The sequence below is a fragment of the Xenorhabdus koppenhoeferi genome, from assembly GCF_900116635.1.
Lineage (GTDB): Bacteria > Pseudomonadota > Gammaproteobacteria > Enterobacterales > Enterobacteriaceae > Xenorhabdus > Xenorhabdus koppenhoeferi.
Window position 1 is genome coordinate 1 of the sequence record NZ_FPBJ01000016.1, and the last position, 25,360, is coordinate 25,360.

The following is a 25,360-nucleotide window of genomic DNA, read 5'->3' on the forward strand; positions in this document are numbered from 1 at the left end:
CAACAAGAAGACGAGAAAGATGCTCTATTGATGAGCTGTTTACAGAGCATGTGACTTATGTCTGATTATATTGATTCTGCTATATGTGACCGGGGATTCACTTTCTTGCCACCTTGAGGCAACTCTAAATCCATTGGGCATAAATAGGTTTTCATAATAGTGATACACTCAAATTATGAGGATTCCTTACTCCTCGCACAGCGAGGAGTAAGGAAGTGAATTACAATTTTAGAATGTTATTTATAACACGATTGAAATGAAATTCTGGGGTTGGTTTACCTGCATCAGATAATTATATTAGTAAAAAAATCTTTTTCTTCAATATTCAAATTGATATCTTTGAATACCAAAGAACACTTTTATTTTTTAAATAATCGCAACCAGTCGAAATAATAAAGTTATTTTTTAATTTAAGGATGGTTTCTGAGAAATTAATATTTTATTATTATTTTGTGTTTTTCTGGGTGGCATAAATTAACTTTCACTATTTTTATCTTAATTAGTTGAAAATAAATGTAAATTAAATTTCATTTGTTTCTGAATGACAGGGTTTATTGTTATGTAATTTTAAAATGACCAGTTAGATTATTTTTATTAAACGTTATTGAAAATTAATAAACTAAAAAATTTATTTTTATCTGTTATTTTATTTTTCAAATATATTTTTAGAACAATGAATGGATTTTACTATGTTGCTTAATATAAAAAAACTTTATTTATATTAAGCAATATAGTAAATGCTAATAATAATGACAAAAGATATATGCTTGCCATCCTTAATAGGCGGTTTTTATCACTGCTTACTATGAAATTCGATGATTAACAACGATAACTGGTTTCTTTTCATGTCATTGATTAATTGACAGTAGTGTATACCTTTTATCTTTCAGACTGATGATTCTAATTCTAGTCACTCGATTATAGGGGGGTTATACACATAGAGATACCCTGAAATTTGAAATCTATTGGATACATATGATTGTGTTTGCCATAAATAATCACAGATCTGGTAAAAATTCTTAGTGGTATAGAAGCTTAATAATAATAAAAACTAACATTTGTGTATTATATCGAGATAATCATTTTATGAAATAAACGCTATATATGGTTATTATTGGTGTTTTTTTGTCTATATATGGTATTTTTGCATTTTTTAAATGAGCAGCATTAAAAATAAGGTGTCATATCTTATTGGCAGAGCCATAATTTTAATTATCAGAGGGCGGTATGGTTTCTTTATAAAATTGTCAGATGTGTAACCGAATTCATCATTGCAAACTGATGAAAGAGAGATCTAGGCTAGTACAGAAATTTTTAACAATAAATTAAATGGAGGCAGTTTATGTACCATCATTACCTAAATACTCCAGAAGGATTTCCTAAGCCTTATGTACATATCACTGCGGATGATGAAGGAGTAACCAGTATTTATTTTGTTAATGAAAAGAAAGAATCGGAATCTAAAAACACGATTATGAAACAGTGTGTAAAAGAGTTACAGGAATATTTCAAAGGAAAGAGGCTGACATTTACAGTTCCTTTAAACATGCAGGGAACTGAATTCCAAAAACGCGTTTGGCAGCAGCTCTGCACCATCCCTTATGGTGAAATGTGGAGCTATAAACAATTAGCATTAACGCTGGGGTCGGTAAATTATTGTCGTGCGGTTGGTATGGCAAATTCACGTAATCCCATTTCATTGATTGTGCCCTGCCATAGAGTAATTGGTCATGATGGTAAATTAGTTGGCTATACTGGCGGGCTGGACATCAAAGGATGGTTGCTGGAACATGAAAAGGGAAAGAAGGCGAAAAGTAAACAAAATTAAAATAAGACGCTAATTTATTTGTGAAATCACTATTGGTGTATAAAATCAATCAGTGTGATTAAGCGAAATTTTCGTTTTTTACATTTTGTTATTATTTCGTGATCTATGTTGCAGACAGTGAACTATATTATTTGTTGTACTGTAGGTGACGCTAAGTTTGTGTCTTTTTATTAAAGGTAAGTTTGATGTCAAAAATTAAAGGTAATGTTAAGTGGTTTAATGAATCCAAAGGATTCGGTTTTATCACTCCGGAAGATGGTAGTAAAGATGTTTTTGTTCACTTTTCCGCCATCAAAGCTGACGGATTCAAAACGTTGGCTGAAGGCCAAAAAGTAGAGTTTGAAATTACTGAGGGTGAAAAAGGTCCATCAGCTGCGAACGTTGTCGCAATCTAATTTCAAATCACGTATTTTTAAAACCCGTCATAGAAGACGGGTTTTTTTCGTATAAATACAGCGAACATAATATTCATTATGATGGCGGTGCGACAGATTATTTAACTTCTACACCTTTAGCCTGCAAGTCAGCATGATAGGAAGAGCGGACAAATGGGCCACACGCAGCATGGGTAAAGCCCATCTCTAGCGCGGCTTCTTTCATTTCTTCAAATTCATCTGGGCTAACATAACGCTGAACTGGTAGATGATGGCGGCTTGGTTGCAAGTATTGACCAAGTGTCAGCATAGTAACGCCGTGGTGACGCAAATCACGCATGACTTCTAAAATTTCTTCGTTAGTCTCGCCCAATCCCACCATCAAGCCGGATTTGGTTGGGATATCTGGGTGAACTTCCTTGAATTTCTTCAGTAGTTTCAATGACCAGTCGTAGTTAGCACCTGGACGAACTTGACGATAAACCCGTGGTACGTTTTCTAGATTGTGATTAAACACATCAGGAGGTGTAGCAGTCAGAATTTCCAGCGCACGATCCATGCGACCACGGAAATCCGGCACCAGAGTCTCGATCTTAATCGATGGATTTTTTTCACGAATGGCAGCGATACAGTCAGCAAAATGCTGTGCACCGCCATCACGCAGGTCATCACGGTCAACAGAAGTGATAACGACATAACGTAGCCCCATATCCTGAATAGTTTGCGCAAGCTTGATGGGTTCATTGGCATCAGGTGCATTCGGACGGCCATGTGCTACGTCGCAGAATGGACAGCGACGGGTACAGATGGCACCGAGGATCATAAAGGTGGCGGTTCCGTGGTTAAAACACTCAGCAAGGTTAGGGCAAGAGGCTTCTTCACAGACCGAATGCAACCCATTTTTGCGCATTGCAGCTTTAATGCCCTGAATGCGGCTGGAGTCTGCAGGAAGTTTGATTTTCATCCACTCAGGTTTACGCAAGAGTGCTTCGCGTTCTGTGGTGACTGTCTTCACAGGGATCAAAGCCATCTTGTCTGCGTCGCGGTATTTGACACCACGTTCCATCTGAATTGGTTTACTCATAATCGTTGCCGGTTCCAGTGATATTCTTCAGATTGTGACTTACCGCCCGATGCTCATCACAGCAATATTGGGGCAATAAATCCATTCAAATTTTTTTGAAAAATGTTAAAAATTATATCATCTTTCATCGATGAGTTGGAATCCCAAGATCTGACAGAATTTTTCTACCAGAACAGGTTGTACATCTTCAATGGTCACGCCGGTGACGAAGTCACTGAGTTGGATCATTTGCATACCTGCATAACCACATGGATTAATACGTAAAAACGGCTGCAAGTCCATTGCAATATTTAGTGCCAGACCATGGAAAGAGCACCCTTTGCGGATACGCAACCCAAGCGAACATATTTTGTTACCTGAGACATAAACTCCGGGAGCATCAGGGCGGGCATATGCTTCCACGCCAAAATGAGCCAGAGTTTCGATCACGGTATTCTCAATTGTAGTCACCAACTGGCGAACCCCAATTTTTGACCGTTTCAAATCAATCAAAACGTACATGACCTGCTGTCCGGGGCCATGATAGGTGACTTGACCACCCCTGTCCGATTGGATAACGGGAATATCACCTGCTGCAAGTACATGCTCGGTTTTACCAGCCTGACCTTGCGTAAACACTTTTTCATGTTGGACAAGCCAGATTTCATTAGGTGTTTCCGCAGTACGCTGCTCGGTGAACTGATGCATGGCATCAGAAACTGGCTCGTAAGGCTGAATACCTAACTGGCGTAAAATAACGGTGTTATGTTGCAATTGGAACTTCATCATTTGTTAACAAAAAGTGTCCGCCAGTATAACGCCCTAAGATGATTCCCACCAGTTTGAGAATGCTTCAATTCAATAATATTGTTAATTAGACGAATATATTTTTATTTTATATTATTATGGTTATATATTTTGATGATTTCCCTTTAATCTCTGTTTGAGTTACAGATGGTCAAAAAAAACCAATTCCTGATTGTTGGGCATCTTTGCAGCTTTCTGGTGCTTCTATACAGTTTCTCAATGTTGCTGCCTATTTTTGTGGCTCTATTTTATAAAGAAAAAAGTGTCTTTGCTTTTTTTGAAACATTTATCATAGGGTTAGTTGTTGGAGGCGGAGGCTGGTATTTAACTCGCAAAACTAAAGCACAGCCCAGTACGCAAGATGGATTTCTTATCATCGTGTTATTTTGGCTGCTGTTCTCGTTGCTCAGTGCGTTACCTTTTGTTCTCGACAAAAGTCTGAATATCAATCTGGTCGACGCAATATTTGAGGGAATATCAGGTATTACTACTACAGGGGCAACGGTACTGAATGATGTCTCCGCGTTGCCTAATTCCATTCTCTATTATCGTGCTCAGCTTAATTTTATCGGTGGATTGGGAGTGATCGTTCTTGCTGTTGCTGTCTTGCCATTATTGGGTATTGGTGGAGTCAAATTGTATCAATCAGAAATGCCCGGCCCTTTTAAAGAGGAGCGCTTAACCCCACGTCTTGCTGACAGTGCTAAAAGTCTGTGGGTTGTTTATCTTTTGCTGGGAGGCCTGTGTTCGGTCAGCTTCTGGGCCGCGGGCATGTCGTGGTTTGATGCCATCTGTCACGGAATTTCAACTGTTTCGTTAGGAGGGTTTTCAACCCGCAATGAAAGCCTTGGTTATTATGACAGTGCGGCCATTGAAATGGTGGGTGGTATTTTTTCGATACTGTCAGCCGTCAACTTTACCCTTTATTTTGTTGCTCTGACGCGCAGGAGCTTTAAACCGTTATTAAAGAATGCAGAATTGCAATTTTTCTTGCTGGTACTTGCAATAATAGTTGGCATTATCTGGTTGGAATTATACCGTTCAGGAATGTATAACGTGAAAGATGCCTTTGTTCACGGTTTTTTCATGGCCAGCTCTATGATGACTGATAACGGTTTGGCAACCTCTGACTATGCTCAGTGGCCCCCCCATACTATCCTGCTGCTGCTGGCGATCAGTTTTTTTGGTGGCTGTGTGGGTTCCACTTGTGGTGGCATCAAAGCGCTTCGCTTTATGATTTTGGCAAAACAGAGTTTCAGCGAAATTAATCAACTCATTCATCCGAATTCCATTTCAACGATTAAAATTGGTAAATCTGTGGTTCAGGATAGGGTGTTGCGCTCTGTCTGGGGCTTTTTCTTCCTTTATGTCTTTTTCAGTTGTTTCTTTATCTGGGCATTGAATTTACTTGGCTATGATTTGGTAACCTCATTTGCCACTGTCGCAGCTTGTATCAATAACATGGGGATAGGATATGGGACTACAGCACAAGGTTTTGGTAACCTTGATGCGGTAGCAAAATGGATGATGTGTGCGGCAATGTTATTGGGAAGGCTGGAGATCTATCCAATCCTGATCCTGTGTTCGAAAGCATTCTGGCGCTTTTAACCGAATAACAGATAGTTGAATATGATGTATCCATATTTGACTGTTCATCTATACCCGTCGTCTTTCAAGTTGCAGCTTTGTTGGCTGCGCTCACTCACCCCAGTCACATAGTTAGCTATGCTCCTGGGGGATTTATTCCCTTGCCGTCGCTGCATCTTGAAATCCATTGGGTATATATTAGTTACCTGAATTAATCATTAATAAAACGCTGACTAAAAATCAGCGTTAATCATAAGTATAATTACAGTACAACGCGCACCAGTTCCAATGCTCCTAATTCTTCATACAATATCTCAACCTGCTCAATATGAGTCGCGTTGATGGTAATAGAAACGGAGTGGTAATTGCCTTTGCTGCTTGGTTTCACGATTGGAGAGTAATCACCCGGCGCATGGCGCTGAACCACTTCAATAACTTGATCCACCAGCTCAGGTTGAGCTAAGCCCATTACTTTGTAAGTGAATGAGCAAGGGAACTCAAGCAGTTCGTTTAATTTTGTTTTCATGGGCGTTCCTCATGTATTTGCCACAGCTGAATGGTTAATTCACTGTGGCATGATAATTTTCTAACAATGTGTAACTAATATAAAGCTCAATGCTTGATTTTCAAGAAATTAACCAAACCAATGATGGAACATCAGTCTGATATAGTCGATCATGCGGCTGAAGAAGCCACCTTCTTTCACTTCTTGCATCACGACTAATGGACGTTGCTCAATTGTTTTGCCATCAAGCTGGAAGTTGATGGTGCCAACCACTTGATGTTTAGCAAGTGGCGCATGCAGTTCAGTATTGTTTAATACATAGCTGGCTTTCAGATCTTTCAAACGGCCACGAGGGATCGTCAGGTAAACATTTTTATCAACACCTAATTGGACTTTATCAGTATCACCAAACCAAATTGGTTCTGAGGCAAATTCTTTACCTACTTGCAGCGGTGAAACGGTTTCGAAGAAACGGAAACCCCAAGTCAGCAATTTTTTACTATCAGTCTCGCGGCCTTTAAAGGTTGGACTACCCATTACGGCAGAAATCAGGCGCATATTGCCTTCAGTCGCAGAGGAAACAAGGTTATACCCTGCGCCATTAGTGTGGCCTGTTTTAATTCCATCGACATTCAGGCTCTTATCCCATAACAAGCCATTACGGTTGGGCTGGTGAATGTTGTTATAAGTAAATTCTTTCTCTTTGTAGACGGCATATTCATCCGGCACATCGCGGATTAAAGCCTGACCAATCAGTGCCATATCACGGGCAGAACTGTGCTGACCGGCAGCATCCAAACCATGCACAGTTTGAAAGCGTGTGTTTTGCAGCCCCAGACTTTGTGCGTATTTGTTCATTAAACTAACGAATGCGTCCTGGCTGCCTGCTACGTAATCAGCCATTGCAACACAGGCATCATTGCCGGATTGCAGGTTGATACCACGGGAAAGCATAGCAACAGACACCTGATCACCGGGCTTTAAGAACATTAAGGAAGAGCCTTTAAATATCGGATTACCCGTTGCCCAAGCGTCCCTGCCGACAGTAACGATGTCATTCGGGCCGATTTTTCCTGATTTAATGGCTTGACCTATCACATAGCTGGTCATCATTTTGGTTAGACTGGCTGGATCACGACGAACATCTGCATTTTTTTCAGCTAATACCTTTCCTGAGTTGTAATCAATCAGAATATAGGCTTCTGAATCCAGTTCGGGAACACCGGGGATCATGGTTTTGAAATTATCATCCGTGTTGGCGAACGCAGAAACGCTGGCAGCCAGAGCGATGCCTAAGGTGGCACTTTTAATAAAGCGGGAGGTAACTATGTATTTCATGATTGATTAGATAACATCCGTGAGAAAAGGATTAATAATAAGCTATATAATAACAAATGGAAAAAAGGCTGACATTAAACAAAATTCAGTGAATAGCAAATCAGGGCACAATAATAAAAGAGGATTGATGCATCTGATCGGTTAATTGCTTTTGTAGCTCCAAAGCTTTTTGTCGGCTATTGAATGGTCCTAGTTGGACGCGATAAATATTGCCAAATTGAATAATGCGGCCTTGTACATTAAAGCGTTGACTCAACGATTGTTGCCACTCTTTGGCTTTTTGTTCAACGCTGACAGCACCTATCTGTACCATATAATTGCCCGTTAATACTGAACCCGGGGTACTTGGAGTTGATGTAGATGATGTACTTGAAGCAGGTAATGTTGCCGCAGGAGTTGAAGTAACGGGCTGCTCTACGGTATTTCCAGATAGATTTTGTCCGGTAGCCGGTTGCTCCACGATATCTTGTTCAGGGGGATTGCCTGTCGCGGATGGTTTATTTGATAGCTGAGAGCTAATAATGGGGCGGTCAGGCAAAGCATAACTCTGTTTGATGATTGTTGAGCCTTCTGTTCCCAAGCCAGATAGTGAGCTATCTGGAGCGACCTGAATACCATCCAGCTTTACTCTGCTTTGTGGCATTAAATTCAAGCGTTCTGCCGCTGAACGTGATAATTCAATGATCTTACCTGATTTATTGTAAGGGCCTCTATCATTGATCCTGACAATCATCATGCGTCCGTTGCTTAAATTAGTGATACGTACATAACTTGGAATAGGCAATGTTGGATGAGATGCCGTCAGCGAATAAGGGCTGGCTTGTTCACCAATAGCTGTCAGTTTGCCATTGGCTTCTTCCCCGAACCAACTGGCATAACCAGTTTGGGTAAAGTGAGCAAGATCTTGCACGATGCGATATGTTTGTCCATCCCGTTGATAATCCTGATTGGCGCTTGGATGATAAGGCTCATATTGAGGCTCAGCTCCCAAGACATCACGGGTTGGAACCGGGGGCAGAGAAGGTGCCCGATTATTGCCTGTTATTGTACAGCCTGATATCAGTACCGCTACGATGCTAAATATAAGCCATTGTTGACGCATGAAACTTTTTCCTCATAAACTTTTGGACAATAACTTACGATGCGTATGTATCGACATAATAATGCCAAACCCTGCCATTAGGACAATTAATGCAGAGCCTCCATAACTAATCAGCGGCAAGGGAACACCGACCACGGGCAGGATGCCGCTTACCATGCCGATATTTACGAAGACATAGACAAATAAAATCAGTATTAACCCTCCGACTATCACTTGGCCGAAAGTATTCTGTGCCTTAGCAGCAATAACCAGGCCACGCATAATGATCAGCATATAGAGTCCGAGCAAAACAAGAACACCTATCATCCCCAGTTCCTCAGATAGAACAGCGAAAATGAAGTCTGTATGTCTTTCAGGCAGGAATTCCAATTGTGATTGTGTGCCTTGCAGCCAACCTTTCCCAAATAATCCACCTGAACCAATAGCAATTTTAGACTGAATGATATGGTAACCTTTGCCTAATGGATCACTTTCGGGATCAAGCAGCATCATAACGCGGGCACGCTGATAGTCGTGCATCAGGAAGAACCACAGTATTGGAATGAAGCAGGCAAGCAGTAAAACAGCGATACCGATTAGCTTCCAATTCATTCCTGCCAGAAACAGAATGAATAACCCAGAGGCGGCAATCAGGATTGATGTCCCCAAATCGGGTTGTGCTGCTACCAGCAGAGTAGGAACAAAGATCAAAACCAATGCAATGCCCGTATTTTTCAATGAAGGAGGGCAGATATCTCGGTTCATAAAACGCGCGACCATCAAAGGAACGGCGATTTTAGCAATTTCTGACGGTTGGAAACGCACAATACCGAGATCTAACCAACGTTGTGCCCCTTTACTTATCTGACCGAAAACATCAACCAGAATGAGCAATATTACACACCCAATATAGAGATAAGGTGCCCAATTCTCGTACATACGCGGAGGGATTTGTGCCATAAAGAGCATGACTATGAGGCCTATGAGAACTTGCCCGACTTTACGTTCCATCATGTCGACATCCTGCCCACTGGCGCTCCACATAATAAAAAGGCTGTAGGCCAGTAATGCCAGGACAAATAGTAATAATGGAATATCTATATGTATGCGAGTCCAGAAAGGAACTTTGTTTTCAGAGTCTGTCATGGCTTTGCTCAATTAGCTTGTGTTCTGGTCGCCTGTTTTCTTGTTGCGGCAGAAGAGGTGGTATTTTTATCCCTGAGTAAAATATGATCCAGGATTTGACGCACAATAGTACCGACAGGTGGCCCAGAGCCGCCGTTTTCCAGAATGATAGAGATAGCAACTGTCGGGTTGTCATAGGGTGCAAAGGCTATCATCAGTTTATGGTCACGCAGGTGTTCAGCAAGTTTGTTTGCATTATAGGTTTCATAACTGAAAACTTGGGCAGTACCTGACTTAACTGCCGCTTTGTAAGGTGTGTCAGCAAAGAATCTGCGGGCAGTGCCATTCGGGGCATTGGCAACACCATACATGCCATCTTTGGCAATTTCCCAGTATCCAGAGTGAATATCTCCAATTGGTACACTGATCGGAGGTTGGTAAGGTTGCATTTCGCCATTTACGCGTGTGTTCATCAAGAAATGCGGTGTTTTGACCTCACCATCATTGATCAGCATCATCAGGGCTTTTACCATCTGCATAGGTGTCGCTGTCCAGTATCCCTGACCGATACCAACAGAAATGGTATCACCTTGATACCACGGTTTTTTATAGCGCTTGAGCTTCCATTCACGAGTTGGCATATTGCCTGGGCTTTCTTCTTTCAAATCAATGCCTGTAAATTGGCCATAACCGAATTTTGACATCCACTCGGACATCCTATCAATACCCATATCATAGGCAACCTGATAGAAAAAAGTATCCGCAGATTCGACAATTGATTTATGTACATTCAGTTTACCATGCCCCCAACGCTTCCAGTCGCGGTAACGTTTTTCTGATCCCGGTAGTTGCCACCAGCCGGGATCATTTATCGTCGTATTCTTTGTGATGACATCACTGCTAAGGGCTGCAACGGCAATAAAAGGTTTCACTGTGGACGCGGGCGGATAAGCCCCTTGTGTTGCCCGGTTAATCAACGGGCGGTTGGGATCGTTAAGCAGAGACTTATAGTCCTTGCTGGAAATACCATCGACAAATAGATTCGGATCATAGCTTGGGTTGGATACCATGGCTAAAATGTCCCCTGTACGGGGATCGGTAACAACAACACCCGCCCGACTGGTTGTCAATATCTCTTCAATATAGGTTTGTAGCTCTAAATCGATTGACAGGTAAATATCTTTACCGGCTTGTGGAGGTTGTTCATGCAACTGACGAATGACTCTGCCACGGTTGTTGACTTCCACTTCTTCATAACCCGGTCTGCCATGCAGCGTGGACTCATAATAACGCTCAATGCCCAGTTTCCCGATATCATGAGTAGCCGCGTAATCTGGCAAAAGATCTTCTTTGTCGAGCCGTTCTACATCTTTATCATTTATTTTGGCGACATAGCCGATGACATGGGTCAGGGCTGAACCATACGGATAATAACGCCGCTGGTATCCCTTGATTTCGAGTCCCGGAAAGCGATATTGGTTGACTGAAAACCGGGCAACTTGAACTTGAGTCAGAGGCGTTTTCAGAGGAATAGAGGTAAACCGACGTGCGCGTTGGCGCTCTTTTCTGAATGTTTCGATATCTTCATCAGTCAGCCCGATGACAGAACGCAATTCCTCTAATGTCTTATCAAGATCGGAAACTTTTTGAGGCACAATTTCCAATTGGTAAATAGTTCGGTTTGCTGCCAGTGGTATGCCATTGCGGTCATAAATAATACCCCGGCTTGGAGCGATGGGAACGAGCTTAATGCGGTTCCCATTTGATCGGGTTTGGTAATCTTCGTGGCGAGTAATCTGGAGGTTATAGAGATTGGCGACCAGTATCCCTATTAAAATAATCATACCAGTGAACGCCACGAGTGCGCGGCGTATAAACAGGGCTGATTCAGCCGAATGATCTCGAAAAGGGGTTCGTTTATTCTTCATCCCATTGCCAGAATTCACGGTGATAGATTACTCAATTTATTCCCGGTGATAAGGGTGGTTAGTTGTTATGCTCCAAGCTCGATAGAGGCTCTCTGCAACCAGAATCCGCACAAGAGGATGTGGCATGGTCAGAGGAGATAGTGACCAGCTTTGTTCCGCTGCTGCTTTACAGGCAGGAGCCAAACCTTCAGGGCCGCCAATCAGCAAGCTGACATTCCTGCCATCCAGCTTCCAGCGCTCAAGTTGTTGCGCCAATTGTGAGGTATCCCAACGAGAGCCGGGAATATCCAGTGTCACAATACGGTTGCCTTTACCGACAGCGGCCAGCATTTGTTCACCTTCTTTTTCCAGAATGCGTTTGATGTCAGCATTTTTGCCCCGTTTTCCCGCCGGAATTTCAATCAGTTCAAAAGGCATATCCTTAGGAAAACGGTTCAGATAATCTATAAAGCCGGTCTGAATCCAGTCCGGCATTTTTGTTCCTACAGCGACCAGTTGTAACTTCAAACTCAGCTCCAGAGTTTTTCCAATTCGTACATGCGACGGCTGTCTTCTTGCATAACATGCACTATGATCTCGCCAAGATCGACAACAATCCAGTCTGAAATGCCTTGCCCTTCAACACCCAGGGGCATGATCCCAGCTTGGCGGCAATCATCAACCAGATTGTCTGCCACAGACATCAGGTGGCGGCTCGATGTTCCGGTACAGATAACCATGCAGTCAGTAATACTGGATTTTCTACGAACGTCTATAGAAACAATATCCTGTGCTTTGGAATCTTCAAGTTTATCAACAACAAATTGTCGTAGTTCTGTGCCTTGCAAAAGGATCACCTTTATTTTGTAAAATTGGTTGAGTAACACAGCATAATAACATGCCAATATCTGTAAAAGTAAGCAACTTAGCGGCAAATCAACGCATGATTTTGTTATTGTATGTATAGCCCTTGTGAATCGATATAATTTTGTATCTCTGGAGGAAGCAGGTCATCACAGCTTAACCCTTGCTGGTGGCGTTGACGAATATCAGTTGCCGAGATGTTTAATAATGGAGTAGCAGCCAAGTAAATATAACCATTTGGTTTTTGGCTCAATGGAGATGGAGTTTCAATTTGATGCCTTTCAAGCCATTTTTGCATGTCTGCGGCTGAAAGCTGGCGTTGATAACCCGGACGGGAACAGACCAGTAAATGACAGATATCGAGCAGCTCTTCCCATTTATACCATGTATGGATAGCTTGTAATGAATCCTGTCCAATGATGAATGCCAATGGGCGTTGTTCACCGACTTCCTGACGAAAGGATTTCAATGTTTCTATCGTATAAGAGGGGGTTTGACGCTCCAGTTCGCGGGCATCTACAGTAAAAAGAGGATTGTCTTGCACAGCCAAACGAACCATTTCCAGCCGTTGCTGTGGTGTCGCCTCTGGCTGAGGACGATGTGGCGGAACATGATTAGGCAATAAAATAACCTGTTTGAGTCCGACTTGTTTTGCCAATGCCTTTACAGGACGTAAATGACCATAATGGATGGGATCGAATGTACCGCCAAATAGAGCTTGAATAACAGGGGAATCCGTATGGGGTATTGAATGAGTCTTTTTAAAAACAGCGTGCTGATGCCCGATGTCTTGTGAATCAATATTTTGTAAATCAATAAGTTGCGAATCAATAGAATCAAGCATTCAAAAAGCTCTCTGGTAATGGTTTTCCGCATAACAGCATGGAAAGTGTTTCCAGGTCAGCCCAAATGGATTGGCTATAATCCTTTTTGACGCGCAGTTCCATCTGGGTCAACAAATGTATGGCAGATTGCAGATCTTGTTGCGATAGACGCTGTAATGCGGCTGTCAGTAATGGCCGACGGTTTTGCCACACTTTGTGCTGATCAAGCAATGTTCTCAGGGGGACGGTTCTGCTTTGACGTTTAATTACCAGCAGCAACATTAGTTCCCGCTGTATAGTACGGATCAGAATGACACTCTCTGTATCTTCCTGTCGCAGTTGTTTCAGTATATGCCATGCCCGTTTGATTTTGCTTGCCAATAAGGCATCGACCCAATGATAGGGTGAAAAATGGGCCGCATCATTGACTGTCTCTTCAACGCGATGCAGGGTCAGCCGATTATCGGGGTAGAGTAGGGAAAGACGTTCCAGTGCTTGAGCCAGCGCTAATAAATTTCCTTCATAGCAATAGCACAATAGTTGGTTGGCTTCCTCCTCCAGTGCCAGCCCCATGCTTTTGGCTCGTTGTGATACCCATTGAGGCAGACGATTTTGTTCTGGTGTCAGGCAACTGATGTATACACCATTTTGCCCGATAGACTTAAACCACGGGCTATTTTCCTGTGCTTTGGTGAGTTTATGCCCACATAGTATCAGCAGGATATCTGTATGCAGCAATTCCGTAAGCTTGGTCAGCCGTTCTGCCATTGTGGCATTAGGGCCATTTTCCGGAAGCAGCAGAGTAAGAGACTGACGGCTGGCAAATAAGCTGAGTGACTGACATAAGCTGAAGATTTCATCCCAATCGGTATGGTTATCCAATGAGAAAGTAAAATGTTCCATAAAACCATGCTGTTCAGCCACTCTGCGGATGCTGTCCTGACTTTCCTGCAATAGCAACGGTTCGTTACCCCATAGCAGATAGCTATTTCGCAGCCCTTCATTGAGCTGCGAAAGGAGTTGTTCAGGATACAGTCGGATCATGGCTTCTGTGTAGCCGCCATTTTCTGTTTTTCTTTGGCTTTCAGGAGTTCTGCACTATGAACGGTCAACAATTGACGCATAAGCTGATGGGCTGCTTGTTCGCGCATTTCCTGCTGAACCAGTTCATTTTCAGCATCTTTTGCTAGTGCTTCCAAAGGGTTATCAAAGAAAGAGCGGTCAACCCTCGCCTGTAATGGATAGATGCTGCCATCCGGCATCAGAATTTGAGCATCAACATTCAGCACTAACAAACGTTCAGCTGATTTACCATCCTGAAAGATTGAAACAGTCTCTTTATTTTCATTAGAGCTTAAAAGTTTCAAGATAGGTATTGAAGCATCTCCATAGTCAATGATTTTGACATCATTCAAACGAAGTTGCTGGCGCACTGCCCGTGCCAGAGGCCCGTATGGATCACTGGTACTTAACTGTAATGTTTGAAGCTTTTTTGGCACTTGTGTTGTACCACGAAGGTGGAAACCGCAGCCAGCGGTGACCAGCACCGCCAACCCGAGCAACAACGTAAGAATACGAAGCCGCAGATTATTTTCCACCACGCTTTTTACTAAATTTTTTAGCACAAACATGGTCTCCTGTTATCAACCAACGACCAGATTCAGTAACTTACCTGGAACATAAATGACTTTACGAATGCTGACACCTTCAAGATATTTCGTCACGCTATATTCCTGTGTCGCCATTTCTTGAACGAACTCTTTTGTTGCATCTGCTGGTACAGTAATACGACCACGAACTTTACCGTTAATCTGGATGATTACCAGTTTAATATTGTCTACCATGGCTTGTTCATCTGATTGTGGCCATTGTGCAATATCAATATCGTTTTCGTTACCCAGCGCTTTCCACATGACGAAACAAGCGTGTGGAGTGATTGGTGAAAGCATGCGTACAACGGCGGTCAATGCTTCTTGCATTAGCGCCCGATCTTGCTCAGTTTCCTGTGGTGCACGAGTCAATTTGTTCATCAATTCCATGATAGCGGCAACGGCAGTATTGAATGCCTGGCGGCGACCAATGTCATCGGTAACTTTTGCAATAGTTTTGTGCAGATCACGGCGCAGATCTTTCTGCTCAGTGGTCAGGTTGCTGGCATCCAGAGGCTGGGTTGACCCTTTGTTGCTGTGCTCGTGAACCAGACGCCAAACGCGCTTCAGGAAGCGGTTAGCCCCTTCTACGCCAGATTCTTGCCATTCCAGAGTTAATTCTGGTGGAGCAGCAAACATCATGAACAGACGAACGGTGTCAGCACCGTATTTATCAACCATAACCTGCGGGTCGATACCGTTATTTTTGGACTTCGACATTTTACTCATGCCGGTGTAAACCAGTTCATGGCCTTCTTTATCTGTCGCTTTTACGATACGGCTTTTCTCATCACGCTCAACAATGGTGTCAGCTGGGGATACCCAGACTTTTTCTCCGCTGTTACCTGTGTAGTAGAAGGCATCAGCCAGAACCATACCTTGACACAGCAGGTGTTTGGCCGGTTCATCGGAATTGACCATGCCGGAATCGCGCATCAGCTTGTGGAAGAAACGGAAATACATCAGATGCATGATGGCGTGTTCAATGCCGCCGATGTATTGATCTACTGGCAGCCAGTAGTTAGCCGCAGCCGGATCCAGCATACCTTTATCATAATCTGGGCAGGTATAGCGTGCGTAATACCATGAAGATTCCATAAAGGTATCAAAGGTATCCGTTTCACGCAGTGCAGGTTGACCATTGATGGTTGTTTTTGCCCATTCTGGATCGGCTTTGATTGGGCTGGTGATACCATTCATCACAACATCTTCTGGCAGGATCACCGGCAGTTGATCTTCTGGGACAGGAACAACAGTGCCATCTTCCAGTGTCGCCATCGGAATTGGTGCACCCCAGTAACGTTGGCGAGAAACACCCCAGTCACGCAGGCGATAATTGATTTTGCGTTGGCCAACACCCATCAAAACCAGTTTGTCCGCGATGGCATTGAAGCCGTCTTCGTTGCTCAAGCCGCTGAATTCTAAAGAATTAACCAAGGCATTCTTGTCTGTCGCTGCTGCATCCTGAATATTTGGCTCATTGCCTTCATTGTCCAGAATAACGGCTTTCATTGGCAGATTATATTTGGTAGCAAATTCCCAGTCGCGCTGATCATGGGCGGGAACCGCCATAACAGCGCCGGTTCCGTATTCCATCAGAACAAAGTTAGCAACCCAGATAGCGATTTTTTCGTTGGTCAATGGATGGATGGCAAACATGCCGGTTGACATGCCTTTTTTCTCCATTGTTGCCATATCAGCTTCAGCAACTTTGGTATTGCGGCACTCATCGATGAACTCAGTCAGTTTTGGGTTATTTTCAGAGGCTTGTTTAGCCAGAGGATGGCCCGCAGCGACAGCAACATAGGTCGCCCCCATAAAGGTATCTGGACGGGTAGTGTAAACAGTGAGTTTTTCCTGACTGTCAGCAACATCAAACGTGATTTCAACACCTTCAGAGCGCCCAATCCAGTTACGCTGCATGATTTTAACTTGCTCAGGCCAATCTTCCAGCTTATCCAGATCGTTCAGCAGCTCCTCTGCGTAGGCAGTGATCTTGATGAACCACTGTGGGATCTCTTTACGCTCAACCTGACTATCACAACGCCAGCAGCAGCCGTCAATCACCTGCTCATTTGCCAGAACAGTCATATCATGCGGGCACCAGTTAACGGCGGAAGTTTTCTTGTACACTAAGCCTTTTTCGTACAGCTTGGTGAAGAACCACTGTTCCCAGCGATAATATTCTGGCGTACAAGTTGTGACTTCACGATCCCAGTCATAACCAAAACCCAGCATTTTCAGCTGGTTTTTCATGTAATCAATGTTGGAATAAGTCCATGGAGCCGGAGCGGTATTATTCTTGATCGCAGCCCCTTCTGCCGGCAGGCCGAATGCATCCCAACCGATAGGTTGTAGCACGTTTTTGCCCAGCATGCGCTGATAGCGGGAAATCACATCACCAATGGTGTAATTACGAACATGGCCCATGTGTAGTCGGCCAGAAGGATAAGGTAGCATGGACAGGCAATAGTATTTTTCTTTGTTATTGTCTTCTGTCACTTTGAATGTTTGCTTCTCTTGCCAATGAAGCTGGACTTGTTGCTCTATGTCTTCTGGACGATATTGTTCTTGCATGGCACCGATAATCCTGTGGTGAGTATATAAAGCTACACTTTAGAGTGTATGGTTTGTTTATGAAATCTGAGATTCCATAGCATAGCTGATAAGGGATAGATGCAACAACTCTTGTTAAAGGAGGAATGCTGAAAATGACTTATTTTTGAGGGGAAATTTAAAATCGGCGGTAGCTGTTGCCATCCGCCGACAGGAAAAGATCAGTGCAAAATTTTCGCCAGAAAATCACGGGCGCGTTCTGATTTAGGGTTAGCGAAGAAATCTTCTTTCTTGCTGTCTTCGACAATTTTGCCTTCATCCATGAAAATAACACGGTGTGCCACTTTTTTGGCAAATCCCATTTCATGGGTTACGACCATCATGGTCATGCCTTCATTTGCCAGCTCAACCATGACATCCAGCACTTCATTGATCATTTCAGGATCGAGTGCTGAAGTCGGCTCATCAAACAACATGGCAATCGGATCCATGCAGAGTGCCCGGGCGATAGCAACCCGCTGTTGTTGACCACCGGAAAGTTGGGCCGGGAACTTATTGGCATGGCTACATAATCCAACGCGATCCAACAATTTTAAGGCTTTTTCGGTAGCCGCTTTCTTATCGCGTTTTAACACCTTAACCTGAGCCAATGTCAGGTTTTCAATGATGGATAAGTGAGGGAATAGTTCAAAGTGTTGAAATACCATACCCACTTTAGAACGTAATTGGGCTAAGTTGGTTTTAGTGTCATTGACTTTCGTGCTGTTTACCAGAATTTCACCTTGCTGGACAGGTTCAAGGCCATTGATCGTTTTTATTAATGTGGATTTGCCAGAGCCAGAAGGCCCACAGACTACGACTACTTCGCCTTTTTTGACTTCAGTCGAGCAGTCAGTAAGAACCTGAAATTGGCCATACCATTTGGATACATTTTTCAGGGAAATCATCACACAGTCCTTTTCTTCAAATAGTTAACCAGCATGGAAGCGGCAAAACTAAACACAAAATAAACAATGCCGGCAAACAGAACCATTTCAACCTGAGTACCGTCTCGTTCACCAATATTCGTTGCTGTACGGAAAAAATCCGCCAGACTCAGCACATATACTAAAGAAGTATCTTGAAATAATACAATGCCTTGCGTTAATAGTAATGGGGTCATCGCTCGGAATGCTTGCGGCAGAATAACCAGACGCATGTTTTGCAGATGCGTCATCCCCAGTGCCAGCGCCGCAGAAGATTGCCCACAGGAAATGCTCTGAATACCCGCCCGAATAATCTCTGAATAATAAGCAGCTTCAAAGAGCGAGAAAGCTACCATTGCAGAAATCAAACGAATATCGTTTTTCGGCGATATGCCCAGAACATCTTGTAATAAGTTAGGCACAATCAGATAAAACCATAACAGTACCATCACCAACGGAATTGAACGGAAAAGGTTAACATACAGGGCAGCAAACCAACTCAGAGCTTTGATGGATGAGAGACGCATCATCGCCAGAATAGTTCCCCATAGAATGCCAACGATAACCGCAATTCCGGTGATTTTAAGTGTGATCACCAACCCATTGAGGAGAAAGGGCAGGCTGGGAATAATCGAACTCCAGTCAAACTGATACATTTTTTATCGTCCCCCCCCCCATATTGCCCGGTAAACGCACTTTTTTCTCAAGTATACTCATGAGCAGCATGATAACGAGGTTGATACCTACGTAAGCCAGTGTGATCGCTGTAAATGACTCATAGGCATGAGCGGAATAGTCCAGTAACTTACCAGCCTGAGCTGCCATATCAACTAACCCGATTGTAGAAGCAATGGCAGAGTTTTTTACCAGATTGAGCATTTCCGAAGTCATTGGAGGAATTATCACTCGATAGGCGTTTGGCAACAGAACATAACGGTAGGTTTGTGGCAAGGTCAAACCCACTGCCAGTCCTGCGGCCCGCTGACCTCTTGGGAGAGACTGAATTGCGGCTCGAACCTGCTCACATACACGAGCGGCCGTAAATAATCCCAGACAAATGACAGAAGAAATAAAAAATTGAATATTGGGATCTAATTCCATTTTGAACCAATTACTCAAATTTTGGGGCAGAAATTCGGGTACTACCAGATACCACGTAAAAAACTGGACAATAAGAGGGACGTTGCGAAATAACTCAACATAACAGGTTCCAATCCCGGAAAGGAATTTATTCGGGACGGTGCGGAGGATACCAAATAGTGATCCGACAATAAATGCAATGATCCAAGCACAGATAGAAAGAGTAAGCGTTACCTGCAATCCAGAAATAAGCCACCCCAGATAGGTGGTATTACCAAAAGGGGCAGCTTGTAAGAAGATGCCCCAATTCCAATCAACAGACATAATCGTGCTCCCTGAAGTGGGGTTGGCTGTAATGCCTAAAAACGATCTATTCGTTGTAATTTATGGAGTCAAAAAATGAGCTAAAAAATGAGGTAGGGAACGACTACCTCATACCCGTCGCGCCAATAAAATCGGGATCTCTCAGTTAGTTCGTTAATTCAACGCCTTATCATTTGGAGACTTAAACAACGCCTTCATTTCATCAGATATGGAGAAGTTCATGTTCAGATTTTTGGGTGGAATCGGTTCTTTGAACCAACGATTAAACATTTTTTCTGCTTCACCGGAGGTTTGTGCTTTCGCAATGACATCATCTATCAGCTTTTTAAATTGAGGATCATTTTTACGCAGCATACAACCATAGGCTTCTTCTGATTGTGGTTTGCCGACAATGATCCACTGATCTGGTTTTTTCGCTTTTGCACGTTCACCCGCGAGTAGCGCATCATCCATCATAAACGCAACAGCACGGCCTGATTCTAGTGTACGGAATGAATCACCATGATCTTTTGCACTGATGATGCGCATTTTCATCTGCTTTTCATCATTGAGTTTATTCAACAGAATTTCAGAAGTGGTGCCAGAAGTTACAACGACATTTTTTCCGGCCAGATCGTCAAACCCTTTAACATCTAGATCTTTGTTGGTCAACAGGCGAGTACCAACGGAAAAAATTGTATTGGAGAATGCCGCTTGTTTTTGTCTTTCAAGGTTATTAGTAGTAGAACCGCATTCAAAATCAAATATACCGTTTTGCAGCAGAGGGATGCGATTCTGGGAAGTAATGGGGATCAGTTTGACTTGCAGGTTAGGCATATCCAGTTTTTTCTTCACGGCATCGACAATCAAGTTGGAATAATCTTGAGAGTAACCAACGACATTTTGCTGATTATCGTAGTAAGAAAATGGAATGGAAGATTCTCTGTGCCCAACAACGATAATGCCATTATCTTTAATTTTTTTCAGTGTTCCAGTTAACGCCTCAGCATGGGTAGCACCTACCGCGCTAAGCAACATTATAGTTAACATCAACTTACGCATATACAACTCCTTTATAATTTAATGATTTTTTACAAAATCGGGTTTTCTTACAGATAGTTGTGTTTCTACGTTTATGCATAAAACTATTTAGCAGGAACGTTTTAGTAGGAACGTTGTTCTAAATTGTTTTGTTTATATACTGTAAAAAAGTAATTCATAATGTTGTTTTTTTGAAACTGTAATGTTTCAGTTTCGCGACCTACCTCGCACTATAAATAAACAATTTAACTTATGCATAGTAAAAATCGAATAATATTGAATCTTGTTCACATTTTGTTCCATTTGGTTTCTTCTTTTAATTTTGTTTGTTTTTGTGATTTTATATCCCGTTATTTTTATTTTTCACGGAATTTAAATGTAATAATTTAGAGGGGGATTTGTTGGAATTATCTGTGGTTTTTTTGCTTGAATTACATAAAAAGCATATAAAATCAGGGTATTAATAATATACTCTGATTTCTTTTAGAGATATTCGCTAAGGTCAATAGAGAAAATTAAGTTTTGCGGCGTTTTTTTATAAAAGCAAAGACGAGAAACAATACCGTAGTTCCCCATACTGGCCCATTACCAATACGGAAATAAGGCGTTACGCCTGTGGCGGGAATGACTTTGGCTTCCAGCACCTGCCGGGTAAATTGTGGAATTTCAGCCTGAATGGAGCCATCAGGATTGACTACCGCTGTAACACCGTTATTCGTTCCTCTTAGCAGGGGGCGACCTAGTTCAAGAGAGCGCATTCTGGCCATTTGGAAGTGTTGCCAAGGGCCAATGGAACGTCCGAACCAGGCGTCATTAGAAACAGTCAGTAAAAATTCTGTGTCAGATTTGAAGTTATCACGCACTTGTTCACCCAAAATAATTTCATAGCAAATAGCCGCAGTAATATTATGTCCGGCAACAGAAAGCTGGGGTTGAATATAATTACCACGGCTAAAGGAGGACATCGGCAAATTGAATAAAGGGGCTAATGGACGCAATATTGATTCCAGCGGAACAAACTCGCCAAACGGTACAAGATGATGTTTGTCGTAACGGGTAGAGGCTGGATATTGGTAAGGAGTTTTATCTCCTAATACAATAATACTGTTATAGAATTTATAACCTTCCAGAGTTGCTCGGGCATCAACAACACCAGTAATCAGACTGGTATTGTGCTGTCTCAGTAAGGTATCCAATTTGATGAGGAAATCTTTCTGGTTGTATTCGTAATCAGGAATCGCTGATTCCGGCCAGATGATGATAGGTGCCTTGCCAAGAAAAGGTCGACTATTATCTAGATAAGTATCTAGCGTTTTTTCAAGTACAGCGGGGTCCCATTTTATTTCCTGGGGAATATTGCCTTGAATCAGAGCGATATCGGTGGCTTTTTCCGGCTGTAGGGTATACCACTGATAGTCTCTCATTGGCCATGCTAACAGCAATAGGATAGTGGCAATGATGGCTGATGATAGCTTTTTGTAAACGGCAGCAAAAACCAGCAGCCCACTTATCATCATAAGTATGAAAGTAATGCCTTCCACACCCAGAATAGGGGCAACAGCTTTCATTGGACCGTCAATCTGGCTGTATCCGAACTGTAACCACGGAAATCCAGTTAATACCCAACCACGTAAGAATTCTGTTAACTGCCATATTGCCGGGCTGGCAATAATAAGCCTGATGCCGCTGGAAGCCGGAAAAAACCGATTCAGAATACCTGCGAATAAGGCGGGATAAAGGGCAAGATAAACAGATAACAGGATCACCAAAAAGATATTAATGGCTGTCGGCATTCCACCAAAGTTGGCGATGCTGACATAAACCCAGTTTGCTCCACTGCCAAATAAACCAAGCCCCCAGCATAAGCCAATAAAGAAAGCCTGACGGGTGGTTCTGTTTAAGGTAAGGATTTGCAGACCAAAAAGAGAAATAAGTGCAGCAGGCCAGAAATCAAAAGGTGAAAAAGCCAGCGTTCCACTGGCTCCGAATAAAAGTGCCAGCAAAACACGTAGCCGCTGGTAACTCAGTAATGAGACTTTGTTCATCTAGATCCTATTATTGTTTGTCAATGCCAGGAACTTCAGCATCATCCGGTATTTTTACATGAACCTGAATGATTTTACGGCTATCAGACATTGCTACTTTGAAAAGATAGCCATTGATGGTGATGGATTCTCCACGGGAAGGCAGATGACCAAATGCCTGCATAACTAACCCTCCAATAGTATCAACCTCTTCATCGCTGAAATTGGTTGCGAAAACGTCGTTGAAATCCTCAATTTGAGTTAATGCTCGCACTGAATAGGAATGGCGGTTGAGAGCACGAATATCGTTATCATCATCATCATCGTATTCGTCTTCTATTTCACCCACAATCAGTTCAAGGATATCCTCTATTGTGACCAAGCCGGAAACACCGCCAAATTCATCAATCACAATCGCCATATGATAGCGTTGAGAACGGAATTCTTTTAGTAGACGGTCAACACGTTTACTCTCTGGCACTACAACAGCTTGACGAAGTACTTTATCAATGCTGAAAGGTTCTGCATTCGTACGCATAAACGGCAGCAGATCTTTCGCCATTAATATACCTTCGATGTGATCTTTATCTTCACTGATCACAGGAAAGCGTGAGTGTGCCGAATCAATAATAACATCCAGACATTCGTCCAGAGATTGATTGCTTTTTAAGGTAACGATCTGTGAGCGTGGGATCATAATGTCACGCACGCGTTGGTCAGCAATATCCATTACTCCTTCGAGCATTTCTCGGGTGTCAGGATCGATCAGGTCGTTCTGTTCAGAATCACGGATCAGCTCAACCAAATCATCACGGTTTTTCGGTTCGCCGTGAAAAAGCTGATTAAGAAGCGCAAAGAAGCCTTTCTTAGGGCCAGGGCTATCGTTACTTGAAGGATGGTCGTCGCTCATGGCGTTTTAATGAAAATTCCCATTAATAAAATCGTAGATTGTAATATTTAACATAAAAATGCTGTCAATGGTTATTCTTTTTCCGTCAGATAAGGATCAGGATAACCCATTATTTTTAGAATTTCTGTTTCCAGAGACTCCATTTCCTGAGCTTCATTATCTTCGATATGATCATATCCCAGAAGATGGAGGCTGCCGTGAACGACCATATGTGCCCAGTGTTCTTCGACAGTTTTTTGTTGCTCTTCTGCCTCTTTTTCAACAACCTGCCGGCAGATAATTAAATCACCCAGTAACGGTAATTCAATTTCAGGTGGTGCTTCAAATGGGAAGGATAACACATTGGTTGGTTTATCTTTCCCACGATAAGTGAGGTTTAGATCGTGGCTTTCTGCCTCATCAACCAAACGGATTGTGACTTCACTTTCCGTCTGAAATTGTGGCAAAACACCTTCCAGCCAGCGCTGGAACAGGGCTTCTTCTGGAAGCCCTTCTGGATTTTCACATGCAATTTGCAAATCTAATATGACTGAACTCATTGTGCTTCCCGTCTGCGCTTTTCATTTAGCGCTTGTTTGCGCTTCTGCTCTGTTGCTTCCCATGCTTCATAAGCGATAACAACTTTTGCAACCACTGGATGGCGGACAACATCTTCGCTATGCAAGAAGTTAAAGCTCAGTTCATCAACATCAGACAAAACTTCTACTGCGTGGCTTAAGCCTGATTTTTGCCCCCTTGGCAAGTCAATCTGAGTTACGTCTCCCGTAATGACAGCTTTAGAATTAAAGCCAATACGTGTCAGGAACATTTTCATCTGTTCGATGGTGGTATTCTGGCTTTCGTCGAGAATAATAAAGGCATCATTCAGGGTGCGTCCACGCATATAAGCCAGTGGAGCTACTTCAATAACATTTCTTTCGATCAGTTTCTCAACTTTTTCAAATCCCAGCATTTCGAACAGCGCATCATAAAGCGGGCGTAGATAAGGATCGACTTTCTGGCTCAGATCGCCCGGCAAGAAACCCAATTTTTCACCGGCTTCAACCGCAGGCCGTGTCAGCAAAATACGACGGATTTCCTGACGTTCCAGTGCATCAACCGCAGCAGCAACGGCCAGATAGGTTTTCCCTGTTCCCGCAGGCCCGACTCCGAACGTAATATCATGAGTCAGGATGTTGGAAATATACTGCGCCTGATTGGGAGTACGGGGTTTAATAACCCCCCGTTTGGTTTTGATATTCACGGCCTTGCCATATTCAGATACGCTTTCTGCTACTTGCTCCAGTATGCGGCTTTCGGTGATAGCCAAATGAACCTGCTCAGGCTCAAGATCAGGTATCACGCCACGCACAGGAGCGGTTTCGACGTAAAGGTGACGCAGAATTTCGGTTGCCGCACTAATGCACAAAGGCTTACCTACCAGTTTGAAGCGATTGTCACGACGGTTAATTCCGATGCTCAAACGACGCTCAATTTGTTTCAGGTTATCATCAAGCGGTCCGCACAGACTCATCAAACGTTGATTGTCT

Annotated in this window: 24 protein-coding genes; 3 read left to right on the forward strand and 21 right to left on the reverse strand. The window is 43.0% G+C overall.

Annotated features, from left to right (window positions below):
* Positions 1–1,342 precede the first annotated feature (1,342 nt).
* Positions 1,343–1,828, forward strand: a complete 486-nt coding sequence (locus tag BM329_RS06825; protein WP_092550754.1) for a methylated-DNA--[protein]-cysteine S-methyltransferase — start codon at positions 1,343–1,345, stop codon at positions 1,826–1,828.
* A gap of 185 nt (positions 1,829–2,013) precedes the next feature.
* Positions 2,014–2,223, forward strand: a complete 210-nt coding sequence (cspE, locus tag BM329_RS06830) for a transcription antiterminator/RNA stability regulator CspE (protein ID WP_092550757.1) — start codon at positions 2,014–2,016, stop codon at positions 2,221–2,223.
* A 97-nt stretch (positions 2,224–2,320) separates the two neighbouring features.
* Here the strand turns inward: cspE and lipA are convergent, their stop codons facing one another.
* Together lipA and lipB are read right to left on the reverse strand one after the other, a co-directional pair.
* Positions 2,321–3,286 carry a lipoyl synthase gene (gene lipA, locus BM329_RS06835; protein WP_092550760.1) on the reverse strand — a complete coding sequence of 322 codons (966 nt, stop codon included), beginning with the start codon at positions 3,284–3,286 and terminating at the stop codon, positions 2,321–2,323.
* 117 nt (positions 3,287–3,403) lie between these two features.
* Positions 3,404–4,051 carry a lipoyl(octanoyl) transferase LipB gene (gene lipB, locus BM329_RS06840; RefSeq protein WP_092550923.1) on the reverse strand — a complete coding sequence of 216 codons (648 nt, stop codon included), beginning with the start codon at positions 4,049–4,051 and terminating at the stop codon, positions 3,404–3,406.
* Between the two features lie 168 nt (positions 4,052–4,219).
* Between lipB and BM329_RS06845 the strand changes: the two genes are divergently transcribed.
* Positions 4,220–5,680: a TrkH family potassium uptake protein gene (locus tag BM329_RS06845; protein ID WP_092550763.1), complete on the forward strand. Its 1,461-nt coding sequence runs from the start codon at positions 4,220–4,222 to the stop codon at positions 5,678–5,680.
* 241 nt (positions 5,681–5,921) lie between these two features.
* On the opposite strand, the gene ybeD is transcribed toward BM329_RS06845, so the two are convergent.
* The 19 genes from ybeD to BM329_RS06940 all read right to left on the reverse strand — a co-directional run bounded on the left by ybeD (position 5,922) and on the right by BM329_RS06940 (position 25,344).
* A complete protein-coding gene (gene ybeD / locus BM329_RS06850; RefSeq protein ID WP_092550766.1) occupies positions 5,922–6,185 on the reverse strand; it encodes a DUF493 family protein YbeD in 264 nt (87 codons plus the stop codon).
* A 108-nt stretch (positions 6,186–6,293) separates the two neighbouring features.
* The gene (gene dacA, locus BM329_RS06855) at positions 6,294–7,502 is read right to left on the reverse strand and encodes a D-alanyl-D-alanine carboxypeptidase DacA (protein WP_092550769.1); all 1,209 of its coding nucleotides are present in this window, start codon (positions 7,500–7,502) and stop codon (positions 6,294–6,296) included.
* Between the two features lie 100 nt (positions 7,503–7,602).
* Positions 7,603–8,604, reverse strand: coding sequence for an endolytic peptidoglycan transglycosylase RlpA (gene rlpA / locus BM329_RS06860; RefSeq protein WP_092550772.1), 1,002 nt, complete (start codon positions 8,602–8,604; stop codon positions 7,603–7,605).
* Between the two features lie 12 nt (positions 8,605–8,616).
* Complete coding sequence (gene mrdB, locus BM329_RS06865; RefSeq protein WP_092550775.1) at positions 8,617–9,729, reverse strand: peptidoglycan glycosyltransferase MrdB; 1,113 nt, start codon at positions 9,727–9,729, stop codon at positions 8,617–8,619.
* A gap of 8 nt (positions 9,730–9,737) precedes the next feature.
* On the reverse strand, positions 9,738–11,636 hold the full coding sequence (gene mrdA, locus BM329_RS06870) for a peptidoglycan DD-transpeptidase MrdA (RefSeq protein WP_092550778.1): 1,899 nt from the start codon (positions 11,634–11,636) through the stop codon (positions 9,738–9,740).
* A gap of 36 nt (positions 11,637–11,672) precedes the next feature.
* Positions 11,673–12,143 (reverse strand): 23S rRNA (pseudouridine(1915)-N(3))-methyltransferase RlmH, encoded by a 471-nt coding sequence (gene rlmH, locus BM329_RS06875; RefSeq protein ID WP_092550781.1) that lies wholly within the window; start codon positions 12,141–12,143, stop codon positions 11,673–11,675.
* A 2-nt stretch (positions 12,144–12,145) separates the two neighbouring features.
* On the reverse strand, positions 12,146–12,472 hold the full coding sequence (gene rsfS, locus BM329_RS06880) for a ribosome silencing factor (RefSeq protein WP_092550926.1): 327 nt from the start codon (positions 12,470–12,472) through the stop codon (positions 12,146–12,148).
* Between the two features lie 95 nt (positions 12,473–12,567).
* Positions 12,568–13,323, reverse strand: coding sequence for a nicotinate-nucleotide adenylyltransferase (gene nadD / locus BM329_RS06885; RefSeq protein ID WP_092550784.1), 756 nt, complete (start codon positions 13,321–13,323; stop codon positions 12,568–12,570).
* Complete coding sequence (gene holA, locus BM329_RS06890; RefSeq protein WP_092550787.1) at positions 13,316–14,347, reverse strand: DNA polymerase III subunit delta; 1,032 nt, start codon at positions 14,345–14,347, stop codon at positions 13,316–13,318. The genes nadD and holA overlap by 8 nt, the downstream gene beginning before the upstream one ends.
* Positions 14,344–14,889, reverse strand: coding sequence for an LPS assembly lipoprotein LptE (gene lptE / locus BM329_RS06895; RefSeq protein ID WP_177216209.1), 546 nt, complete (start codon positions 14,887–14,889; stop codon positions 14,344–14,346). The genes holA and lptE overlap by 4 nt, the downstream gene beginning before the upstream one ends.
* A gap of 57 nt (positions 14,890–14,946) precedes the next feature.
* Entirely contained in the window at positions 14,947–17,529 is a 2,583-nt protein-coding gene (gene leuS / locus BM329_RS06900; protein ID WP_092550790.1) for a leucine--tRNA ligase, read from the reverse strand.
* Between the two features lie 200 nt (positions 17,530–17,729).
* Positions 17,730–18,455, reverse strand: a complete 726-nt coding sequence (locus BM329_RS06905) for an amino acid ABC transporter ATP-binding protein (RefSeq protein WP_092550793.1) — start codon at positions 18,453–18,455, stop codon at positions 17,730–17,732.
* Positions 18,455–19,129 carry a glutamate/aspartate ABC transporter permease GltK gene (gene gltK, locus BM329_RS06910; RefSeq protein ID WP_092550796.1) on the reverse strand — a complete coding sequence of 225 codons (675 nt, stop codon included), beginning with the start codon at positions 19,127–19,129 and terminating at the stop codon, positions 18,455–18,457. Before gltK ends, BM329_RS06905 begins: the two co-directional genes overlap by 1 nt.
* A complete protein-coding gene (locus BM329_RS06915) occupies positions 19,116–19,877 on the reverse strand; it encodes an amino acid ABC transporter permease (RefSeq protein WP_092550799.1) in 762 nt (253 codons plus the stop codon). Before BM329_RS06915 ends, gltK begins: the two co-directional genes overlap by 14 nt.
* Before the next feature lie 153 nt (positions 19,878–20,030).
* The gene (locus BM329_RS06920) at positions 20,031–20,918 is read right to left on the reverse strand and encodes a glutamate/aspartate ABC transporter substrate-binding protein (RefSeq protein ID WP_143101217.1); all 888 of its coding nucleotides are present in this window, start codon (positions 20,916–20,918) and stop codon (positions 20,031–20,033) included.
* A gap of 494 nt (positions 20,919–21,412) precedes the next feature.
* Positions 21,413–22,942: an apolipoprotein N-acyltransferase gene (gene lnt, locus BM329_RS06925; RefSeq protein ID WP_092550805.1), complete on the reverse strand. Its 1,530-nt coding sequence runs from the start codon at positions 22,940–22,942 to the stop codon at positions 21,413–21,415.
* Between the two features lie 10 nt (positions 22,943–22,952).
* Positions 22,953–23,831 (reverse strand): CNNM family magnesium/cobalt transport protein CorC, encoded by an 879-nt coding sequence (gene corC / locus BM329_RS06930; protein ID WP_092550808.1) that lies wholly within the window; start codon positions 23,829–23,831, stop codon positions 22,953–22,955.
* A gap of 71 nt (positions 23,832–23,902) precedes the next feature.
* On the reverse strand, positions 23,903–24,370 hold the full coding sequence (ybeY, locus tag BM329_RS06935; protein ID WP_092550811.1) for an rRNA maturation RNase YbeY: 468 nt from the start codon (positions 24,368–24,370) through the stop codon (positions 23,903–23,905).
* Entirely contained in the window at positions 24,367–25,344 is a 978-nt protein-coding gene (locus BM329_RS06940; RefSeq protein ID WP_092550932.1) for a PhoH family protein, read from the reverse strand. The genes ybeY and BM329_RS06940 overlap by 4 nt, the downstream gene beginning before the upstream one ends.
* Positions 25,345–25,360: the final 16 nt, after the last annotated feature.